At 44.0% G+C, this 18,158-nt stretch carries 15 protein-coding genes and 2 tRNA genes; 14 read left to right on the top strand and 3 right to left on the bottom strand.

The annotated features are described in order from the left end of the window. Positions 1 to 27 precede the first annotated feature (27 nt). The 7 genes from tyrS to DWV53_RS03590 all read left to right on the top strand — a co-directional run bounded on the left by tyrS (position 28) and on the right by DWV53_RS03590 (position 7,987). Complete coding sequence (gene tyrS, locus DWV53_RS03620) at positions 28 to 1,329, top strand: tyrosine--tRNA ligase (protein WP_118151696.1); 1,302 nt, start codon at positions 28 to 30, stop codon at positions 1,327 to 1,329. Positions 1,330 to 1,395: 66 nt separating this feature from the next. Then, positions 1,396 to 1,466 (top strand) — tRNA-Gln (locus DWV53_RS03615). An 84-nt stretch (positions 1,467 to 1,550) separates the two neighbouring features. Continuing rightward, positions 1,551 to 2,072 (top strand): RNA polymerase sigma-70 factor, encoded by a 522-nt coding sequence (locus DWV53_RS03610; RefSeq protein WP_118151694.1) that lies wholly within the window; start codon positions 1,551 to 1,553, stop codon positions 2,070 to 2,072. A 24-nt stretch (positions 2,073 to 2,096) separates the two neighbouring features. Next, positions 2,097 to 4,847: a TonB-dependent receptor gene (locus tag DWV53_RS03605; protein ID WP_259318902.1), complete on the top strand. Its 2,751-nt coding sequence runs from the start codon at positions 2,097 to 2,099 to the stop codon at positions 4,845 to 4,847. 127 nt (positions 4,848 to 4,974) lie between these two features. Then, complete coding sequence (locus tag DWV53_RS03600; RefSeq protein WP_220431998.1) at positions 4,975 to 6,087, top strand: DUF4249 domain-containing protein; 1,113 nt, start codon at positions 4,975 to 4,977, stop codon at positions 6,085 to 6,087. Positions 6,088 to 6,199: 112 nt separating this feature from the next. Next, positions 6,200 to 7,015, top strand: a complete 816-nt coding sequence (locus tag DWV53_RS03595; RefSeq protein WP_181992401.1) for a FecR family protein — start codon at positions 6,200 to 6,202, stop codon at positions 7,013 to 7,015. A 168-nt stretch (positions 7,016 to 7,183) separates the two neighbouring features. After that, positions 7,184 to 7,987, top strand: a complete 804-nt coding sequence (locus DWV53_RS03590; protein ID WP_117587230.1) for a gluconate 5-dehydrogenase — start codon at positions 7,184 to 7,186, stop codon at positions 7,985 to 7,987. 108 nt (positions 7,988 to 8,095) lie between these two features. Here DWV53_RS03590 and DWV53_RS03585 read toward each other — a convergent pair whose 3' ends face one another. Continuing rightward, on the bottom strand, positions 8,096 to 8,371 hold the full coding sequence (locus tag DWV53_RS03585) for an HU family DNA-binding protein (protein ID WP_006848085.1): 276 nt from the start codon (positions 8,369 to 8,371) through the stop codon (positions 8,096 to 8,098). A gap of 228 nt (positions 8,372 to 8,599) precedes the next feature. Here DWV53_RS03585 and DWV53_RS03580 point away from each other — a divergent pair, with 228 nt between their 5' ends. From DWV53_RS03580 to secDF, 3 genes are all read left to right on the top strand, one after another. Next, positions 8,600 to 9,538, top strand: coding sequence for a rhomboid family intramembrane serine protease (locus tag DWV53_RS03580; RefSeq protein WP_118064749.1), 939 nt, complete (start codon positions 8,600 to 8,602; stop codon positions 9,536 to 9,538). Positions 9,539 to 9,544: 6 nt separating this feature from the next. Beyond that, positions 9,545 to 10,642, top strand: a complete 1,098-nt coding sequence (locus tag DWV53_RS03575) for an endonuclease/exonuclease/phosphatase family protein (protein ID WP_118151688.1) — start codon at positions 9,545 to 9,547, stop codon at positions 10,640 to 10,642. A gap of 119 nt (positions 10,643 to 10,761) precedes the next feature. Next, positions 10,762 to 13,779 (top strand): protein translocase subunit SecDF, encoded by a 3,018-nt coding sequence (gene secDF / locus DWV53_RS03570; RefSeq protein WP_118151686.1) that lies wholly within the window; start codon positions 10,762 to 10,764, stop codon positions 13,777 to 13,779. Positions 13,780 to 13,925: 146 nt separating this feature from the next. Here secDF and DWV53_RS03565 read toward each other — a convergent pair. Beyond that, positions 13,926 to 13,997 (bottom strand) — tRNA-Arg (locus DWV53_RS03565). Between the two features lie 56 nt (positions 13,998 to 14,053). Here DWV53_RS03565 and DWV53_RS03560 point away from each other — a divergent pair. The 3 genes from DWV53_RS03560 to DWV53_RS03550 all read left to right on the top strand — a co-directional run bounded on the left by DWV53_RS03560 (position 14,054) and on the right by DWV53_RS03550 (position 15,693). Next, positions 14,054 to 15,049 (top strand): endonuclease/exonuclease/phosphatase family protein, encoded by a 996-nt coding sequence (locus DWV53_RS03560; RefSeq protein ID WP_118151684.1) that lies wholly within the window; start codon positions 14,054 to 14,056, stop codon positions 15,047 to 15,049. Between the two features lie 222 nt (positions 15,050 to 15,271). After that, positions 15,272 to 15,490 (top strand): hypothetical protein, encoded by a 219-nt coding sequence (locus tag DWV53_RS03555; RefSeq protein ID WP_118151682.1) that lies wholly within the window; start codon positions 15,272 to 15,274, stop codon positions 15,488 to 15,490. A 38-nt stretch (positions 15,491 to 15,528) separates the two neighbouring features. Continuing rightward, on the top strand, positions 15,529 to 15,693 hold the full coding sequence (locus DWV53_RS03550) for a hypothetical protein (RefSeq protein WP_220431997.1): 165 nt from the start codon (positions 15,529 to 15,531) through the stop codon (positions 15,691 to 15,693). A 32-nt stretch (positions 15,694 to 15,725) separates the two neighbouring features. Here DWV53_RS03550 and DWV53_RS16055 read toward each other — a convergent pair whose 3' ends face one another. Beyond that, positions 15,726 to 15,926 carry a hypothetical protein gene (locus DWV53_RS16055; protein WP_151201747.1) on the bottom strand — a complete coding sequence of 67 codons (201 nt, stop codon included), beginning with the start codon at positions 15,924 to 15,926 and terminating at the stop codon, positions 15,726 to 15,728. Between the two features lie 30 nt (positions 15,927 to 15,956). On the opposite strand from DWV53_RS16055, the gene DWV53_RS03545 reads away from it, so the two are divergent. Next, positions 15,957 to 18,122: a two-component regulator propeller domain-containing protein gene (locus DWV53_RS03545; RefSeq protein WP_367379677.1), complete on the top strand. Its 2,166-nt coding sequence runs from the start codon at positions 15,957 to 15,959 to the stop codon at positions 18,120 to 18,122. The last annotated feature ends 36 nt before the right edge of the window (positions 18,123 to 18,158 follow it).

Here is an 18,158-nt window from a genome sequence, read left to right as displayed (position 1 = left end):
ATATAATATAATAAAAAATCATATTCTATGGCAAAAAATTTTGTTGAAGAATTGAAATGGCGTGGTATGCTGGCGCAGATAATGCCAGGTACTGAGGAATATCTCAACACCCACATGGTGTCTGCCTATCTCGGAACCGACCCTACTGCAGACTCTCTGCACATCGGTCACCTTTGTGGTATCATGATGTTGCGCCACTTGCAGCGTTGTGGCCATAAGCCTTATCTCCTCGTCGGCGGTGCCACGGGTATGATTGGCGACCCTTCTGGCAAGAGCCAGGAGCGCAATCTTCTCGATTCAGAGACTCTCTATCATAACCAGGAAGCTATCAAGAAGCAGGTATCTAAGTTCCTCGACTTCGATGGCAATGAGCCTAACAAGGCGGAGTTGGTGAACAACTACGACTGGATGAAGGACTTCACCTTCCTCGATTTCGCTCGTGTGGTTGGTAAGCATATCACTGTAAACTACATGATGGCGAAGGATAGTGTGCAGAAGCGCTTGAACGGTGAGGCTCGCGACGGCTTGTCTTTCACTGAGTTCACCTATCAGTTGCTCCAGGGCTACGACTTCCTCTATCAGTATGAGAAGTATGGTGTTCGTCTCCAGTTGGGTGGTAACGACCAGTGGGGTAACATGACTACCGGTACAGAGCTGATTCACCGTACATTGGGTAACGATGCAGAGTGCTTCTGCCTCACTTGTCCTTTGATTACCAAGGCAGACGGCAAGAAGTTCGGTAAGACAGAGAGCGGTAACATCTGGTTGGATCGTAACCGCACTACTCCTTATGCTTTCTACCAGTTCTGGTTGAACGTAAGCGATGACGATGCAGAGAAGTATATCAAGATCTTTACCGACCTCGATAAGGAGACTATTGATGCCCTCGTAGAGGAGCACAAGCAGGATCCAGGTCGCCGTGTACTCCAGAAGCGTCTGGCTGAGGAGGTTACCGTAATGGTTCACTCTCAGGAGGATTTGGATATGGCTATCGCAGCCAGCAACATCCTCTTCGGTAAGGCTACCAAGGAGAACTTGGCACAACTCGATGAGGCTACATTGAATGATGTATTTGCCAATGTACCTCACTACGACCTCGACAAGAACTTGCTCGGTGGTACAGCTGTTGACCTCTTCAACCAGGAAGGTATGCAGATCTTCCCAAGTAAGAGCGAGATGCGCAAGCTCGTTAAGGGTGGTGGCGTTTCACTCAACAAGGAGAAGCTCAATGCATTCGACCAGGTAATTACTGCTGAAGACCTGATTGACGGCAAGTATCTTTTGGTTCAGAAAGGTAAGAAGAACTACTTCTTGATTACCGTTAAGTAATCGTTAAAAGTATTGAAAATATTTGGTAGTGGAGAAAAAATCCACTACCTTTGTAGCCGATTTGCTTGTCCTATGGTGTAATGGTAGCACTACAGTTTTTGGTTCTGTCAGTGGTGGTTCGAATCCGCCTGGGACAACAGGTCATAAATAACCCTTCAAATCCGCAAAGACTTGAAGGGTTATTTTGTTATATAAGAGTTTAGTTTAGGTAGAGAAAGTTTATGCAAGAGATAGACTTGATATTTCAGCAGTATTATCGTCCGCTATGTCTTTATGCCACTCATTATCTGCATAATATTGATGAGGCTGAAGACGTGGTGCAGGATTGTTTTGTGAAATTGATAAGTAGAAGCATCATGCCGGAAAACATCAAGGCTTTCTTATATATCTCTGTGCGCAATGCCTGCATCGACCTGTTGCGCCGCCAGTCTCCGATAGATACGGAGATTACTCCTACCGATTTATGTGGCGTGATTTCTGATGACCAGGCACAGGAAAGTTCTTTCCGGGAGGCAGAACTGTGGACGGCTATCGAGCTATTACCCGAACGATGCAGGGAAATTTTCCTGATGAGCAAGCATGACGGAATGACTTATCGGGAGATAGCTGAAGAACTGAACCTGTCGGAAAAGACCGTGGAGCATCAGATTTCCAAGGCTTTAAAGACCTTACGAGGCAAGAAAGATGATTTTCTTGCAGATTTTTTCTATATTTTACCTTTCATCCATGGGGGTATTCTGTAATTCTTGCGTTATAGCAATAAAAGAATGAATAAAAGTACAGTTATGAAAGGTAAAGAGATTATTTTTTCGCTCTCAATTCTTGCCTTGCCAGCTCCAACGTTGGCAGGCACGCCGAAGATGATGGTGGAGGCAGAGACTTCTACCACCATTCGTCAGCAGATGGATTGGCTGCACCGCATCAGGAAAATCAACTTCGTCTATGATTCATCGCTTGATGGGGAATTGAACATCAAGTATCATGGACCAGATATCCAGCATCTTCCGGTGAAGAAAGCACTGAAGGCGCTTTTCGAGCAAACTCATATTCTATATAATATCAATGCGAACTATGTGATATTGAAGCGAAAACCCGTACAACAAATATCAACATCTTACACGAATATCAATCACAAAGTTCAGCAGGTTCAGCGTCGCCACACTCTCAGCGGATACGTCCGTGACGAGAGTGGCGAATCGCTGATTAATGCCACCATCTATGATCTGACGGATGGCATCGGTACAACTACCAATGAATATGGTTTCTTTTCGCTTACCCTGCCTGAAGGCGAGCACCAGCTTCGCTTTTCGTATGTGGGCTATGCCGACAAGGTAGAGAAGCTGAATCTCTCGAAAGATATGCATCATAATATGGCACTCCGTGTTGATGGTAAATTGCCTGAGGTGGTGGTAGATGGCGACTTGAACTCTCCGCTTCTGACCACACAAACCGGCAAGCGCTCCTTTTCGAACAAGGATATCAAGACAGAGTTTGCCCTGATGTCTTCACCGGATGTGGTGAAGACCCTGCAGCGTGTGAGTGGAGTGGCAGAAGGACAGGAATTGGCAAGCGGACTCTATGTGCATGGCGGCAATGGTGATGAGAACCTTTATCTGATAGATGGTACTCCGCTTTATGATACGAATCATGCGCTGGGGCTTTTCTCCAGTTTCAATGCCGATGTGGTGAAGAATGTGGATTTCTACAAGAGCGGCTTTCCTGCACGATATGGTGGAAGATTGTCGTCGGTGGTGGATGTGCGTACTGCGGATGGAAACATGAATCAGTTTCATGGTGCCTATCGCATCGGACTGCTCGATGCCAGTGTGCAGTTTGAGGGACCTATCCGGAAAGGCAAGACCTCTTATAATATAGGTATGCGCCGTTCCTGGTTGGATTTGCTGTCCCGTCCCTTGACCAAGGCTTTCTCTGAGCCAGACGACAAACTTTCGATAGGTTATTACTTCATGGACCTGAATGCCAAGGTAACCCACCGTTTCAACGACCGTTCGAAGATAGACTTGAGTCTCTATCACGGAAAAGACAGCTGGGATGTGAAGGATGATTTTGATCAAAGTAAGGCAGATGGGTATCAACCCAACCAAAGCTATGACAAGGACTTGACGAAGTCGCAGCTGGATTGGGGAAACTTTAATGTTGCACTCAACTGGAACTACCTGTTCTCTCCGAAGCTCTTTTCAAACATTACAGCGGTGTATTCCCATAATCGTTCCAAGTTGTATTCCTTTGATGATGATCGTTATATCAATCCTTCGGGAGAGAATGCCACTTCTGTCACTCACTTGGAGCATGGTTATACCTCAACGATTTATGATGCGGGCTATCGTCTGGCATTCGATTACCGTCCGAACCCTCGTCATCATTTCCGTTTTGGAAGCGACTATACGATGCATCTCTTTCGCCCCCAGACAGCTATGCAATTGGATTATACTGGATATGAGGGAAATGCATCAGCCCAAGTTGATACCATCCGAATGAATAGTAGTAATCGTCATGTGGCGCATGAGTGGACGGTATACGCAGAGGATGAAATCAATATCAACCGCAACTGGAGTATGAATGTTGGCTTCAATATGGGCCTTTTTCATATCAGTAACAAGAACTTCTTGAATATCGACCCACGTTTTGCCCTGAAATATCAACTGAGCAATGAGGTGTCGCTGAAGGCTTCCTTTACTCAGATGACCCAGTATGTGCATAAGGTCTCTAACAGCTACTTGTCCTTGCCTACGGATTATTGGGTACCGACTACCCGAAATCTGAAGCCAATGCGTTCTTATCAGTTTGCGGCAGGAATCTATGCCCAGCCCAACCGCCATTGGCTTCTGTCGCTCGAAGGGTATTACAAGTTGTCCAAGCATCTGCTTCAATACAGCAGTTGGGTAGGCATAGAGCCGCCTGCTGAGCATTGGGATTCGCAAGTGATGGATGGCAAGGGGCTCTTCTATGGCGTTGAGGCTGATGCCACTTATCGCACCAATCATCTGACTTTGAGTGGTTCTTATACGCTCTCTTGGAACAAGCGAAAGTATGATGACTTCTATCAGGATTGGTATTACGATAAGTTTGACAACCGCCATAAGTTGAATCTGTCCTTGCGGTATGCGTTTAACAAGAAGGTGAGTTGCTTTGCGGTCTGGAACTATCACACGGGCAATCATGCCACGGTGCCAACCCAGTTGGCGGCATTTCCAAGCTTGCCAGATCAAGAAGGCAAGTATTACAGGAATTGGTGGAATTCCGCCTCTTATGTCTATGCCATCCCCAATAATTTGACGCTTCCAGCTTATCATCGCTTGGACTTGGGATTCGATTTCCGTCATGTCACCAAGCATGGACATGAGCGCATTTGGAATTTGAGCATCTATAATGCTTATTGCCATCTCAACTCGATGTACGTCAAGGTGGACTATAATGAGGTTACGCAGCAGTTTGAGGCGAAAAACAAGGGATTTATTCCAATAATACCTTCATTTAGTTATACTATCAAGTTTTAAAACAAAAGAAATCTCATTGGATATGAATACAAATCATAGAAGAATAAAAATCAATGTAAGTTGGAAATGGGGACTGTTCTTCTTTTTGATGAGCGTGGCCTTTTCTTCTTGCATAGATGATTTTGATGTGAAGAAGCTGCAAGATACTCCCCGATTGGTACTTTATTGTTTTCCAACGGAGGGAGATACCACACTTATCGTTGTAACGAAAAGCTTGCCCGTTTCTTCTTTCAAAGGAGATATAGATACCCAATCACGTTTAACCGTGGATGCAAGTGTCGTATATAAGGTAAATGGAATGCCACAGGAGGTGAAACGTATCGAAAACATAAAGGAAGCGCAGTCCTTTTCTCAAGTTTCCGATAGTTGGTCTCTTTCTACCCTAATAGGACAGTATTATGCCGTAGGAAAGCAGAAGGCTGGAGATAAGATTGAGGTCCAGGTATCGGCAGATGGTCTCTCCGAGGTTTCTGCTTCGACTTCCATTCCTGAGAAGGTTGATGTAAATATAGGTGACATCCATTTGAAAGAGAAATCGTCGGATCATGATGTTTATTTCTCGGTAGATAAGTTGGAAGCGACTTTTAGTGACCCTGCTTCAACCACGGATTATTATTCTGTGAAGGTAACTCGCAAGCAGAAATATGGAAACTTGAAAGGTGTTCCCAAAGAAGGCAATAGATGGCAATATGATGTTTATGCTAATAATTACCAAGATTACCTTAATTATTTGGGTAGGGAGGATGAATATGAATGGTGTTTTGATAGTTTGGCATCAAATATTGTTTGGCCTGAGATGGTGACCACCAGTGAGCCATTGATTAACAAGAAGTCAGAGTTGGATGATGATTTCGGCTTTGACGAATACAAATACTTTGATGATGTTTATATCTTCAATGACCGGACGATAAATGGACAGACCTATACGATGCATTTGGAAGTGAACAGTAATGATTCTTATTGGCACACGTATGATGGTTGGGACCGTTTGTTTGGCTTTACTTATAATGTACAACTTTGCAAGGTTACTCCAGAGTACTATCGCTTCTTGAAGAGCATTAACGATGCGCAGAGCAATAGTTGGGCGAACGCTGGATTGATGCAGGTGACACCTACTTATTCAAACGTAAAAGGTGGTTTCGGTGTAGTGGCAGGATTTAATGTCTGTGAAGCATCGAAGTATATCGCCCCATTGCCATCGGCACCATCGGATAATCAAGGTGGAATATATACCAAATAAAAAAGGTGAGGAGTATGAAAAGAAGTCTTTTTATCATTTTAGGTACCTTGTGCTTTGCCATTGCCGGCAAGGCACAGATTACAGGACAATTTTAAAGGAAGAAAGGGATTCTATGATGAAGATCAACAAGAACGAACAGGATTTTGTGCTGAAGTATTTTCAGTCGAACAAGCTGGATACCCGGAAGGCCTTGCAGAAGGTGAAGGCTCGGGTTGGCATCGCTGATGAAGAGGTTTCGCATGCTGCAACTGTATCTTTACGCATGCGTCGCATCCGCTGGATAGCTGTGGCTGCATCTATTCTGGTGATCTTCACCATAGGAGCCTATACGCTTTTGCAGCCAAAGACGGTGACGCTTTCTGCCGAATCAGAAGTAGTGGCGTATCATTTGCCAGATGGAACGAAGGTATCGTTGATGCCTCATTCTTCTCTTTCCTATCAAAAAAATGATTGCAGAAAGGTGGAGATGAAGGGCTGCATCTATTATCAGGTGAAGCATGATGAACAGCATCCTTTCGATGTGATGGGAGAGCATGGACACGTAAGAGTGCTCGGTACCCAGTTTATGGTGGATGAAAGAACGGATGCTCCCGAAGTGATGGTAACCAGCGGAAAGGTGCTTTTCACAGCTCGTAACTCTGAAGATGGTGTCTTCCTGATTAAAGGCAAGCGGGCACGTCTATTGAAAGGGGCTGCCCAACCTAAGTTGTTGGCAGATTATGATATCAATGATGTGGCATGGGCTACCCATCGCCTGCATTTTGACAACACTCCATTATCCGAAGTATTGGAGGAACTTTCTAAATTATCTGGTACAAGCTATACGGCTTCTGATGAGAGCAAGCGTCTGACGGGTGATTTTGATACGAATTCCATCCCACAGGTCATCCAAGTAATAGAAGAAACATTGGGTGTTCAGATAAGATAAGTGTGTGAATAAAACATAGTAAAAAGGGACAAACTTAGGAAAAGCAGTCAATAAAATGAGAAAATAAGTAAAAAGGGTGCATCTTTCGTATTGATTTAGGGTGATATTCAAAATTATTTTGTATCTTTGCCCTCGTAACAAATCAAACAATTTATAAAAAATAAAATTATGGACTTTAATAAACTATTCTCATTAGAGGGTAAAGTAGCCCTCGTTACAGGTGCCGCTTATGGTATCGGGTTTGCTATGGCTGAGGCTTATGCCAAAGCTGGTGCTAAGATTGCTTTCAATTGCCGCAGCCAGCACCACATGGATCAGGCTCTTGCAGATTACAAAGCAAAGGGTATTGAGGCAAAGGGTTATATCTGTGATGTAACAGACGAGGAACAGGTGAAAAACATGGTAGCTGACATCGAGAAGGAACTTGGTGTTATTGATATTTTGGTAAACAATGCAGGTATTATCAAGCGTATTCCTATGACAGAGATGTCTGTAGATGACTTCAAGCAGGTTATTGACATTGACCTCACTGCACCTTTCATCGTATCTAAGGCAGTTATCCCTGGTATGATCAAGAAGGGTCATGGTAAGATTATCAACATCTGTTCTATGATGAGCGAGTTGGGTCGTGAGACTGTTTCTGCATACGCAGCTGCCAAGGGTGGCTTGAAGATGTTGACACGTAACATCTGCTCAGAGTATGGTGAGTACAACATCCAGTGCAATGGCTTGGGCCCTGGTTACATCGCAACTCCTCAGACAGCACCTCTCCGTGAGCGTCAGGCAGATGGTAGCCGTCATCCATTCGACAGCTTCATTTGTGCAAAGACTCCTGCAGGTCGCTGGTTGGAACCAGAAGAGTTGGCTGGTCCTGCTGTTTTCTTGGCTTCAGATGCTTCTAATGCAGTGAATGGTCACATTCTCTACGTAGATGGTGGTATCTTGGCATATATCGGAAAGCAGCCAAAATAAAGGATCAAACATGAAGATTTAAATTTGAATAAACTTGAATAGAATAAAAAAAATATAGGGCAGCCATAAAGGACTGCCCTATATTTATAATTAAAATAATCTTTACAATTATTTGTTGATTGCATCTGCAAGCTCAGCACCAGCCTTGAACTTAGCAACCTTTTTAGCTGCAATCTGGATCTTCTCCTTAGTAGCTGGATTGATACCCTCACGAGCAGGACGCTCGTTAATGCTGAATGTACCGAAACCTACCAACTGGATCTTGTCACCTGCAATGAGGGCTTCCTTCAATGCGTTTGTTGTAGCTTCAAGAGCGGCCTTAGCCTGTGCCTTTGTAATCTCAGCACCTGCTGCAATCTTGTCAATCAATTCTGTCTTGTTCATAATTTTTCGTTATTAAATGAATAATATTGTTGTTTCTTAGTTGAATTCGTTTACAAATATAGCTTTTTCTTGTGAAAGTTCAAATAAAAAAAGCAGAAAAGTGATGAAATTATTGAAATTTAAGTGTAATAAGTCTATTTTTTGGTGTTTTCACGGATATTTTTCGTAATTTTGTCGCCAAAATACAAATATTATTCAGATTATTAAACTGTTTATAGAAATAAAGTTATGCGCAATATTCCAATTGTAACAAAGAATTTGCTGATAGTGAATGTAGTAGCATTCCTGGCATGCATGCTGATGGACAAGAGTATGGGTGGCGGTTCTGGCCTGACAGATATGTTTGGGCTTCATTTCTTCCTGGCATCCGATTTCCATATTTATCAGTTAGTTACCTACATGTTTATGCATGGTGGTTTCCAGCATATTCTCTTTAATATGTTTGCCTTATGGATGTTTGGCTGTGTGGTTGAAAGAGTTTGGGGACCAAAGAAATTCCTTTTTTATTACATAGCGTGTGGAGTGGGAGCAGGTTTGTTCCAGGAAGCTGCACAGTATATTACCTATGTGGCAAAGGATATGGCAGCTTATGATTATGTTAGTGTTAATGGAGCCAGAATAACAATGGAGCAATATCTGAACCTATGGACTACCGTGGGTGCTTCAGGAGCTATTTATGCCATACTGCTTGCCTTTGGTATGATTTATCCAAACGAGCGTCTCTTCATTTTCCCGTTGCCAGTTCCTATTAAAGCTAAATTCTTCGTGATAGGCTATGCTGTCATTGAATTGGTTTCAACATTCTCTCTCTCTGATGACGGTGTGGCTCATATTGCCCATTTGGGAGGTATGGTCTTTGGATTCTTCCTGATCCGTTATTGGCGTAAGCAGATTGGTAATGGTTACTATCAGTCTAATTCTGCTGATGCATTCGATAAGTTGAAAGGTATGTTCGGCGGAAAGCGTCGGGCAGGTAGAACGCATTTTACTTATACCAAGAATGAATCTTATAATCCGACTTATGAACAGGATGCTGAATGTAAGACCAATGAAAAGGTCGTATCTCAGGAAGAGATAGATAGAATCTTGGATAAGATAAGGAAAAGCGGTTATGATAGCTTGACTCAGAGTGAAAAGCAGATGCTCTTTGATCAGAGTAATAAGTAAGAAACTATGTTTAAAGGATTTAAGGAATTTACATATAAGATGGTAGCTGGTGCTAATGTGGCAACTATCATCATCATGTTGCTGGTGGGCTTTTCTGACTTCTTTCAGCCGGAAAAGTTCGCCGCATTGGCTAATCTTGGCTTACTTTTCCCGGTTTTTCTTATAGTTAACTTAGGCTTTTTGCTTTTCTGGTTGCTCTTCCGGTCTAAGTATGCCATTATTCCATTCTTAGGCTTCTTGATCTGTTTTGTTCCTGTCCGCAAGTATATGCCAATCAACTTTTCTGGCGAAACTCCAAAAGGTTGTATCAAAGTTCTATCATATAATACCTGGAATTTTGGTGCACAGACAGAGGATGCCGAAGGAACTAATATCTGTATTGCTTATCTGCAGGAGCAGGATGCTGATATTGTTTGTCTGCAGGAAGCATGTCCTACTTCCCGGAATATTGAACAGATAGATAGTATGCTCAAGCCCATGTATGCTTTTCAGGATACAACGATGCACGTGAATGGCGGAAATTGTCTTATGTTGCTCAGTAAATATCCTATTCTTTCAAAAGAGCGAATTCCTTATGAATCGAAAGGAAATATGAGTGTAGCGTATCGTCTGAAAGTGAAAGATAGAGAGGTCCTTCTCATCAATAATCATTTGGAAACAACCGGCTTAAGTTTAGAGGACAGACGCCAGTTCAAGAATCTGGTTATCGGAAAATTGCAGGTTGATACTGCAGAAGAAACGTCCAAACTGCTCGTTGTAAAACTTGCCGAGGCAACAAAGAAACGGGCTCCGGAGGCTGAGGCTGTAGCAAAATACATTCAGCAGCATAAAGAACAGAGTATTATTTTGTGCGGTGACTTTAATGATGGTCCTATCTCTTATGCTCATCGTACGATAGCTAAAGATTTGACGGATTGCTACATTGCAAGTGGTAACGGACCGGGTATCAGCTATCATCATGGAGGCTTTTTTGTTCGCATTGACAATATCATGTGTTCAGACGATTGGGAGCCTTATGAATGTAAAATTGATGATAAAATCGCCGTTTCAGACCACTATCCTATCATTTGTAAGCTAAAAATGCGCCCTAAAAAGCAAAAATAGAGCAAATTATTCTTATATAAGAAAAAAAATGCTTATTTTTGCACAACTTTATGGAGGTTTTTGAAAAAATCCCTAAAAGCAATTGAAAAGAAACAAATAATTAATAACAATAAATAGAAATGCAAAACAAAGGAATTGTAATTTGTGTAGCCGTCTTACTGACCCTCGCAAGTATCTTCTATTTGTCATTCTCGTTTGCCACACGTTACTATGACAGCGAGGCTGCAAAGATTAAAGATCCTATTGCTCAGCAGGATTATAAGGATTCTGTTAAGTACTTAGGTGTTTATTCTTACCAGAACTGCTTGGAGACTCAGATTGGTCTTGGACTTGACCTTAAGGGCGGTATGAATGTAATTCTTGAGATTTCTGTACCTGATGTACTTGAAAACCTTGCCGATCATAAGACCGACGCTGGTTTTACCAATGCCATGAAGGAAGCTAGAGCTCAGGAAGAAGCTAACGGTGGTGACTTCGTGTCACTTTTCATTAACGCTTATCATAAGAGCGCACCAGGTCATAAACTTGCAGAAGTGTTCGCTACCCAGCAGTTGCAGGGCAAGGTTTCTCCTCAGAGCAGCGACGCAGAGGTAGAGAAGGCTATCCGCGCTTCTGTACAGGATGCTATTGACAACTCTTTCAATGTTGTCCGCACCCGTATCGATAAGTTCGGTGTTGTACAGCCTAACATCCAGAAGTTGGAAGGTCAGCAGGGCCGTATCATGGTAGAAATGCCAGGTATCAGCCAGCCAGAGCGTATGCGTAAGATGCTCCAGGGTAGTGCAAACCTTGAGTTCTGGGAGACATACAACTCAGAGGAAATCGCTCCTTATCTCCAGCAGCTTGATACTCGTATCGCAAATGGTGATAATGGTGAGGAGGAGAAAGACTCTGTTGCTGCTGATACAACTGTTGCAAAGAAAGAAGTTGCTAAGGCTGAACCTAAGAAGGCTGAGGCTAAGTTCTCTATCAAGAAGAAGGACGATGCTGCAAGCAAGGTAGGAGAGGATGCTCAGAATGCTGCTGCTATCAAGGCTCACCCATTGTTGGCTCGTTTGCAGCTCGGTGGTGGTTTGAGCACTGTTGGTTATGCTAGCGTTCGCGATACTGCTGCCATCAACAAGATTATCTACTCTGCTGTGGCTAAGCGCGTTTTGCCATCAGACTTGCGTCTGCTTTGGAGTGCTAAGCCTGCTGATAACCTGAAGGTTAAGAATATCTATGAGCTTCACGCCTTGAAGGTGACTACCACTACAGGTCGTGCTCCTTTGGAGGGTGATGTAATTACCGATGCTAAGGATGAGTTCGATCAGATGGGTTCTCCTGTTGTTAGCATGAAGATGAATACAGAGGGTGCCCGTAAGTGGGCTCAGATGACCAAGGCTAACGTAGGTAAGGCTATTGCTATCGTTTTGGATGGCGTAGTTTACTCTGCTCCTCGTGTAAACGGCGAGATTGATGGTGGTAGCTCTCAGATTTCCGGTAACTTCACTATCGAGGATACCAAGGACTTGGCTAACACATTGAAGTCTGGTCGTATGCCAGCTCCTGCACGTATCGTTCAGGAGGAGGTTGTAGGTCCTACACTCGGTGCACAGTCTATCCAGATGGGTATTGTATCATTCGTTGTAGCTTTCGTACTCCTGATGGTTTACATGGTGATGATGTACAATGTCATTCCTGGTATGATGGCTAACCTGGCTTTGCTCGTCAACGTATTCTTCACGTTGGGTATTCTGACGTCCTTCCAGGCGGCTCTGACGTTACCAGGTCTTGCCGGTATGGTCTTGTCTCTGGGTACTGCCGTGGATGCCAACGTGCTTATCTATGAACGTATCAAGGAGGAGCTCCGCTCCGGTAAGGGTATGAAGCAGGCTGTAGCTGCCGGTTATGGCAACGCTTTCTCTGCTATCTTCGACTCTAACTTGACATCTTTGATTACTGGTGTTATCCTGTTGACTACCGGTACAGGTCCTATCCGTGGTTTCGCTACTACATGGATCATCGGTATCGTAGTTTCATTCTTCACTGCCGTATTCTTGACTCGTTTGGTTTACGACTATAAGTTGAACCACGACAAGTGGATGCACTGCAAGTTTGATACTCCAGTTTCTCACAACCTGATGCAGGGCAAGAAGTATAAGTTCATGTCTATGTACAAGACTACCTTCACCGTTGCCATCGTAGCAGCTGTGGTATTCATCGGTAGCTTCTTTGTTCGTGGCTTGAGTAAGAGTATCGACTTCACAGGTGGTCGTAACTATGTAGTACAGTTCGAGAATCCTGTAGAGCCTGAGCAGATCCGTACTGTTCTTGGTGATGCATTCGTTAATGCAGATGGTTCTAAGGCAACTACTGGCGCTATTGCTATCGGTACAGACGGTAAGACCATCCGTGTATCTACCAACTATATGATTGAGAGCAACAGTCCAACTGTTGACGATGAGGCTGAAACTATCCTTTACAACGCCTTGAAGAAGGCTAACCTGGTTTCTCAGAAGAGTGTTGAGGCATTCAAGAACCCAGACGTTCGTCAGGGTGGTTCTATCATCAGTAGTACAAAGGTAGGTCCTTCTGTGGCTAAGGATATCACTATGGGTGCTATCTATAGTGTGCTCTTCGCATTGATTGCTATCTTCCTCTACATCCTGATACGTTTCCGCAATGTGGCCTTCTCTGTAGGTTCTACTGTTGCTTTGGCATTTGATGCCTTGACAGTAATCGGTTTCTACTCACTCCTGTGGGGTCTCGTTCCATTCTCATTGGAGATTGACCAGACCTTCATCGGTGCTATCCTGACCGTGGTAGGTTACTCTATCAACGATAAGGTGGTTGTGTTCGACCGTATCCGTGAGAACTTGAAGTTGCATCCTAAGGGCGACCGTCAGCAGCTCTTCAATGCATCTATCAATGAGACATTGGCTCGTACCATCAATACATCTACATCTACATTGCTCGTGTTGCTCTGTATCTTCATCCTCGGTGGTGACAGCATCCGCAGCTTCTCATTCGCAATGATCCTGGGTGTTGTATTCGGTACATTGTCATCTATCTTCATTGCATCTCCAATGGCTTACATCGTTCTTGGTCGTAAGATTAAGGAAGAGCCAGCTGAGGAGGTTGCAGAAGTTAAGTAATCAGAAACTCTTCATTCTTTCTCTGTCCGATGTATGTCGGATAGAGAAAGATACTGGAAAGAATATAAAAATAATAAAGGTCGCTTCCTGATTGTCAGGAGCGACCTTTATTGTTTTATCATCTCTGGAATGATAAGGAAAGTACGTGGTCCCACCGAGAATCGAACTCGGATCAAAGGTTTAGGAAACCTCCGTTCTATCCGTTAAACTATAGGACCATTGTAAACCGACTGCAAAGATACATCAAATCGTTGACAATACAAAATAAAATGTTATGTTTTTCACTCTCATCTTATCAAGTTTCCTCACTTTTGTGGAGTTGAACTGCGAAAACCTCTTCGATACGAGGCATGATTCGCTGAAGAATGACTATGAATTCCTGCCACAGAGCAGTTATAAGTGGACGCCTTATCGCTATTGGCGCAAGCTGGCAAATCTTTCCAAGACTATAGTAGCTTTGGGTTATGAAGATTTGTCGCTTGTTGGTACCGCCTCCCCAGATAATCCTTCAAGACCCTCGGAGAAGTCCTGGCATGTTCCCGATTTTGTGGCGCTTTGCGAAGTGGAGAACGATAGTGTGCTGTTTGATTTAACCCGGCGCTCAGCTCTTCGCGGTGTGAATTATGATTATGTGATGACCGATTCGCCTGATGAACGAGGCATAGATGTGGCTTTGCTTTATCAGCCATCTTCTTTTGCGCTTATACAGTTCCGTTCTATCCGCATCAAGCCGCTGCCTGATACTCGCCCTACGAGAGATATTCTCTACGCTTCGGGGCGGATTATGAATGATGATACGCTCCATGTCTTTGTATTGCATGCGCCTAGCCGGCGTGGCGGCGAACAGGTTTCGCGTCCCTACCGCCTGCAGGTAGCCAGCCAGCTGGTTTCTGCCGTAGATTCTATCTATGCGCTCAATGATAGTGCAAGGATTATCGTAGCCGGCGATTTCAACGATTATTCCGATTCTCCAGCCTTGAAGTATCTCTATGAGCACCACCTTATTAATATAACAGCAGATGCACAGGGCAGCCATGGTGCCAAGGCTACTTATCGCTGGCATGGAGATTGGCGAAGTCTTGACCAGATATTATGCAGTCCATCCTTGGCAGCGAGAAAGCTGAGCAGTGTGATTGGCGACCTGCCATTCCTCCTGGAGGATGACGAGAAGTATGGTGGCAAGAAGCCTTATCGCACCTATCTTGGTCCTAGATACCTTGGTGGTTATAGCGACCATCTGCCGCTGGTCGTGCAATTCAGTAGCCATTAAAATTGAGATTTTTGATTACTCTTTTTGGCAATAAATGCTTATCTAGGGAGTACTGAGTAGTAGATACACTGCTTTAATGAAATGTTAAATCTTGGAAAAGTGTAGGAAAAAACTCGTTTTTACCTTGGAAAAGTGTAAGAAAATGCTTAATTTTGCCTTGAAAAAATGTAAAAAACAAGGTGTCTTTACCTTGGAAAAGTGTAAATCATAGAATGTAAACGTATGATAGATAGGAAGATAGATGCTTTTTTGAATGTTTTTTTTCAAGAACGTCAAGAAAGCTTTGCTCGTGATACCAATAAATTGCAAGATGTATTGGCTGTTCAGAAGAGCATACTTCAAGAGTATAAACGAGACATCATGAAATACAAGAGGGATGACAGCTCTCAGAAGCTCTATATAGATGAGGTGTTCTGTGGAAGAAGAATGACTTTAATATAATAGAATACTACCGCCTTGTGGATATGGAGTTTGTAGACATGCTCGACAACTCATATGATGAGCTGTCACCCAAATACAAGTTCTTCCTTATCCTTGAGCATATCGGCAGGACGGACAAGCAAATCATGGCAGCCATGGGCATAGCCGAAGTGTCCGGAAGGTCCATCAGGTCAATGGTAAACAAAAAGAAGAAGGAGTTTTAAAACGGATAAAACACTATGCAATGAAACAAAGGTTACTTTTCATCATTCCAATGATTCTCGCTGTCTTCACGACAAGCTTGAACGCCATTCCTCCATATACGATAAACAGATTCACGGAGAGCAACGGACAGCCGCAAGGCCTTGTGACCTGCGTCACGCAAGACACCAAGGGCTACATCTGGATTAGCTCGTGGAACGGACTTAGCCGCTACGATGGCTACACCTTCGCACACTTCAAGGCAAGGCAGGGGAACAACTGCCCTATGAGCACCAACAGAATCCTATACATAAGGGAGACACAGACTGGCGACATATTATGCAAATGCCACGATGGATTCTACCTTTTCAAGACGAAAGAGAAGAGGTTCGTGGCACTGAGAAACAAAAAAAGCGACAAAGGCGACAGGTTCATGGCTTCAAAGAAGCTGAAAGAGCTTATTGCCTCATTGCCCGAATACAAGGGCATTGAGTTTCGGATACTGTATCATGACAAGCAAGGAGGATATTGGATTTACACCCACAAGGGACTCGACAGGATTCTTTTCACACGCGAGAAAATAAAGCCAACGAAATACGACAACGACGGAGAGGAATTCATAAGAGCCATATTCAAAGACAAAAGCGGACATACCTTCATTGCAGACAAGAATGGCTACGTAAGAATTAGCGATGGACCCGATGTCTTTTACCGATATCTCGTATCCGACGGAAGCCTCTCCAAGACAAGGATACCATTCGGAGCTAACGTATATTCCATATTCGAAGACTCCAAGGGATATATCTGGATGGGCACGAAGCCCAATGGACTATTTAGGCTCCGGAAAGCAAAAAACGGCGGTTTCATCGTCAAATCATTCACCAATGACCAAAAGAACAAGTATTCCCTAAACTGCAACAGCATATACTGCATCACGGAAGACAAGAGCGGAAGGATATTGCTCGGCACTTACGGAGGAGGATTGAACATCGTGGAAAATCCCCACTCCGATGCCCCACGATTTGTAACCCCCGACAACGAGCTTAGCAAATACCCTGCCGAAGCAAGAAAGATTCACGACTTTCTGTATCTTTCCAACGGCAACCTTCTCTTGGGAACAAACAGAGGACTGTTCTCTTGCAACATCTCTGGAAAGCCACGAAACACATCGTTCTTCCCGAACAAGAGAATTCCGGCAGACAAGAAATCATTAAGCAACGACATGGTCACTAACATCCTAAGAGCGCACGATGGCACGATATACGTGGCAACGTATGGAGGAGGACTGAACATCGTTGAGTCGGGAGACATTCTGTCGGGAAGCATCGCCTTCAACGCATTGACTACCGACAACGGCATGGTATCCGACGTGGCACTGAGCCTATGTGAGGACGGGAGAGGAAGAATCTGGGTGGTGTCAGAACACAGCTTGATGGAATACGACCCACGCTCAAAGACATTCTCAAACTACACTGACGGCTTTTTCGCAGAGAAATTCTCGTTCTCCGAGGTTAAGCCACTCTATTCTAAAACCACGGCAACACTATTGCTTGGCACGACACAAGGCTTGCTGACATTAAGCACCAAGAACACAGGAAAGAGCAAGTTCAAGCCACGCATAGTCTTCGACGCCAACGACACCATCAGCCTCTCGCCAGAGGAGAAGTCGCTAAGCATAGGATTTGCGGCGATGGACTACAACAAGAACGTGCCGATACAATATGCCTATATGCTGGAGGGTGTGAACAACGACTGGCTATATACCACGGACAACCACATCAACCTGTCGAACATTCCTGCCGGAACATTCCGACTGAAAGTGAGGTCTACCAATGGAGACGGAGTGTGGATGGACAACGAAAGCTACATCACCATAAGCAGAACGCCATACTTCAATGAGCGTCCGGTGGCATGGATGATGTACGGAGGATTGCTCATTGCTTTCGTCTTTTCCGTATTCAAGGTGACGATATATATAAAGCAGCTCGAAAAGGAGATAAAAGAACTGAAGCTATCCTATGAGGAGAAGAAGGAATACATCAGGCTCAGACTTGGCGACATGTTGGACGGCAATGGAAAAGACAGCGAGGAAAATGCAAAAAACAGCGATTTTATCGAAGAATCTGACTTCAAGCAAAAGGTCGAGGAATTTATGAAACAGAATGTGGCAAATCCCGATTTAGATGTCATGTTATTGGCGAGAGAGATGGGAATGAGCCGCTCCGTATTGTACATCAGGATGAAGAGCACATTCGGATGCACACCAAACAACTACGTGCAAGACTACAGGATGGGGCTTGCTCGGCATCTACTCACGAGGAACAAGGAGCTAAACGTCTCTGAAGTGGCATACAGATGTGGTTTCTCCGACCCCAAATACTTTACCCGCTGCTTCAAGAAAGCCGTTGGATGCACACCAACAGAACAGAGAAACATGGCACAAAAGGCATAAGAAAAGCCAACACAAGATTACAACACACTTACATTC

Source organism: Segatella copri (assembly GCF_003465495.1).
In the GTDB taxonomy this organism is placed as follows: domain Bacteria; phylum Bacteroidota; class Bacteroidia; order Bacteroidales; family Bacteroidaceae; genus Prevotella; species Prevotella copri_G.
The sequence above is the reverse complement of the archived record's forward strand: the minus strand, read 5'-3'. Positions and strand labels throughout refer to the sequence as shown.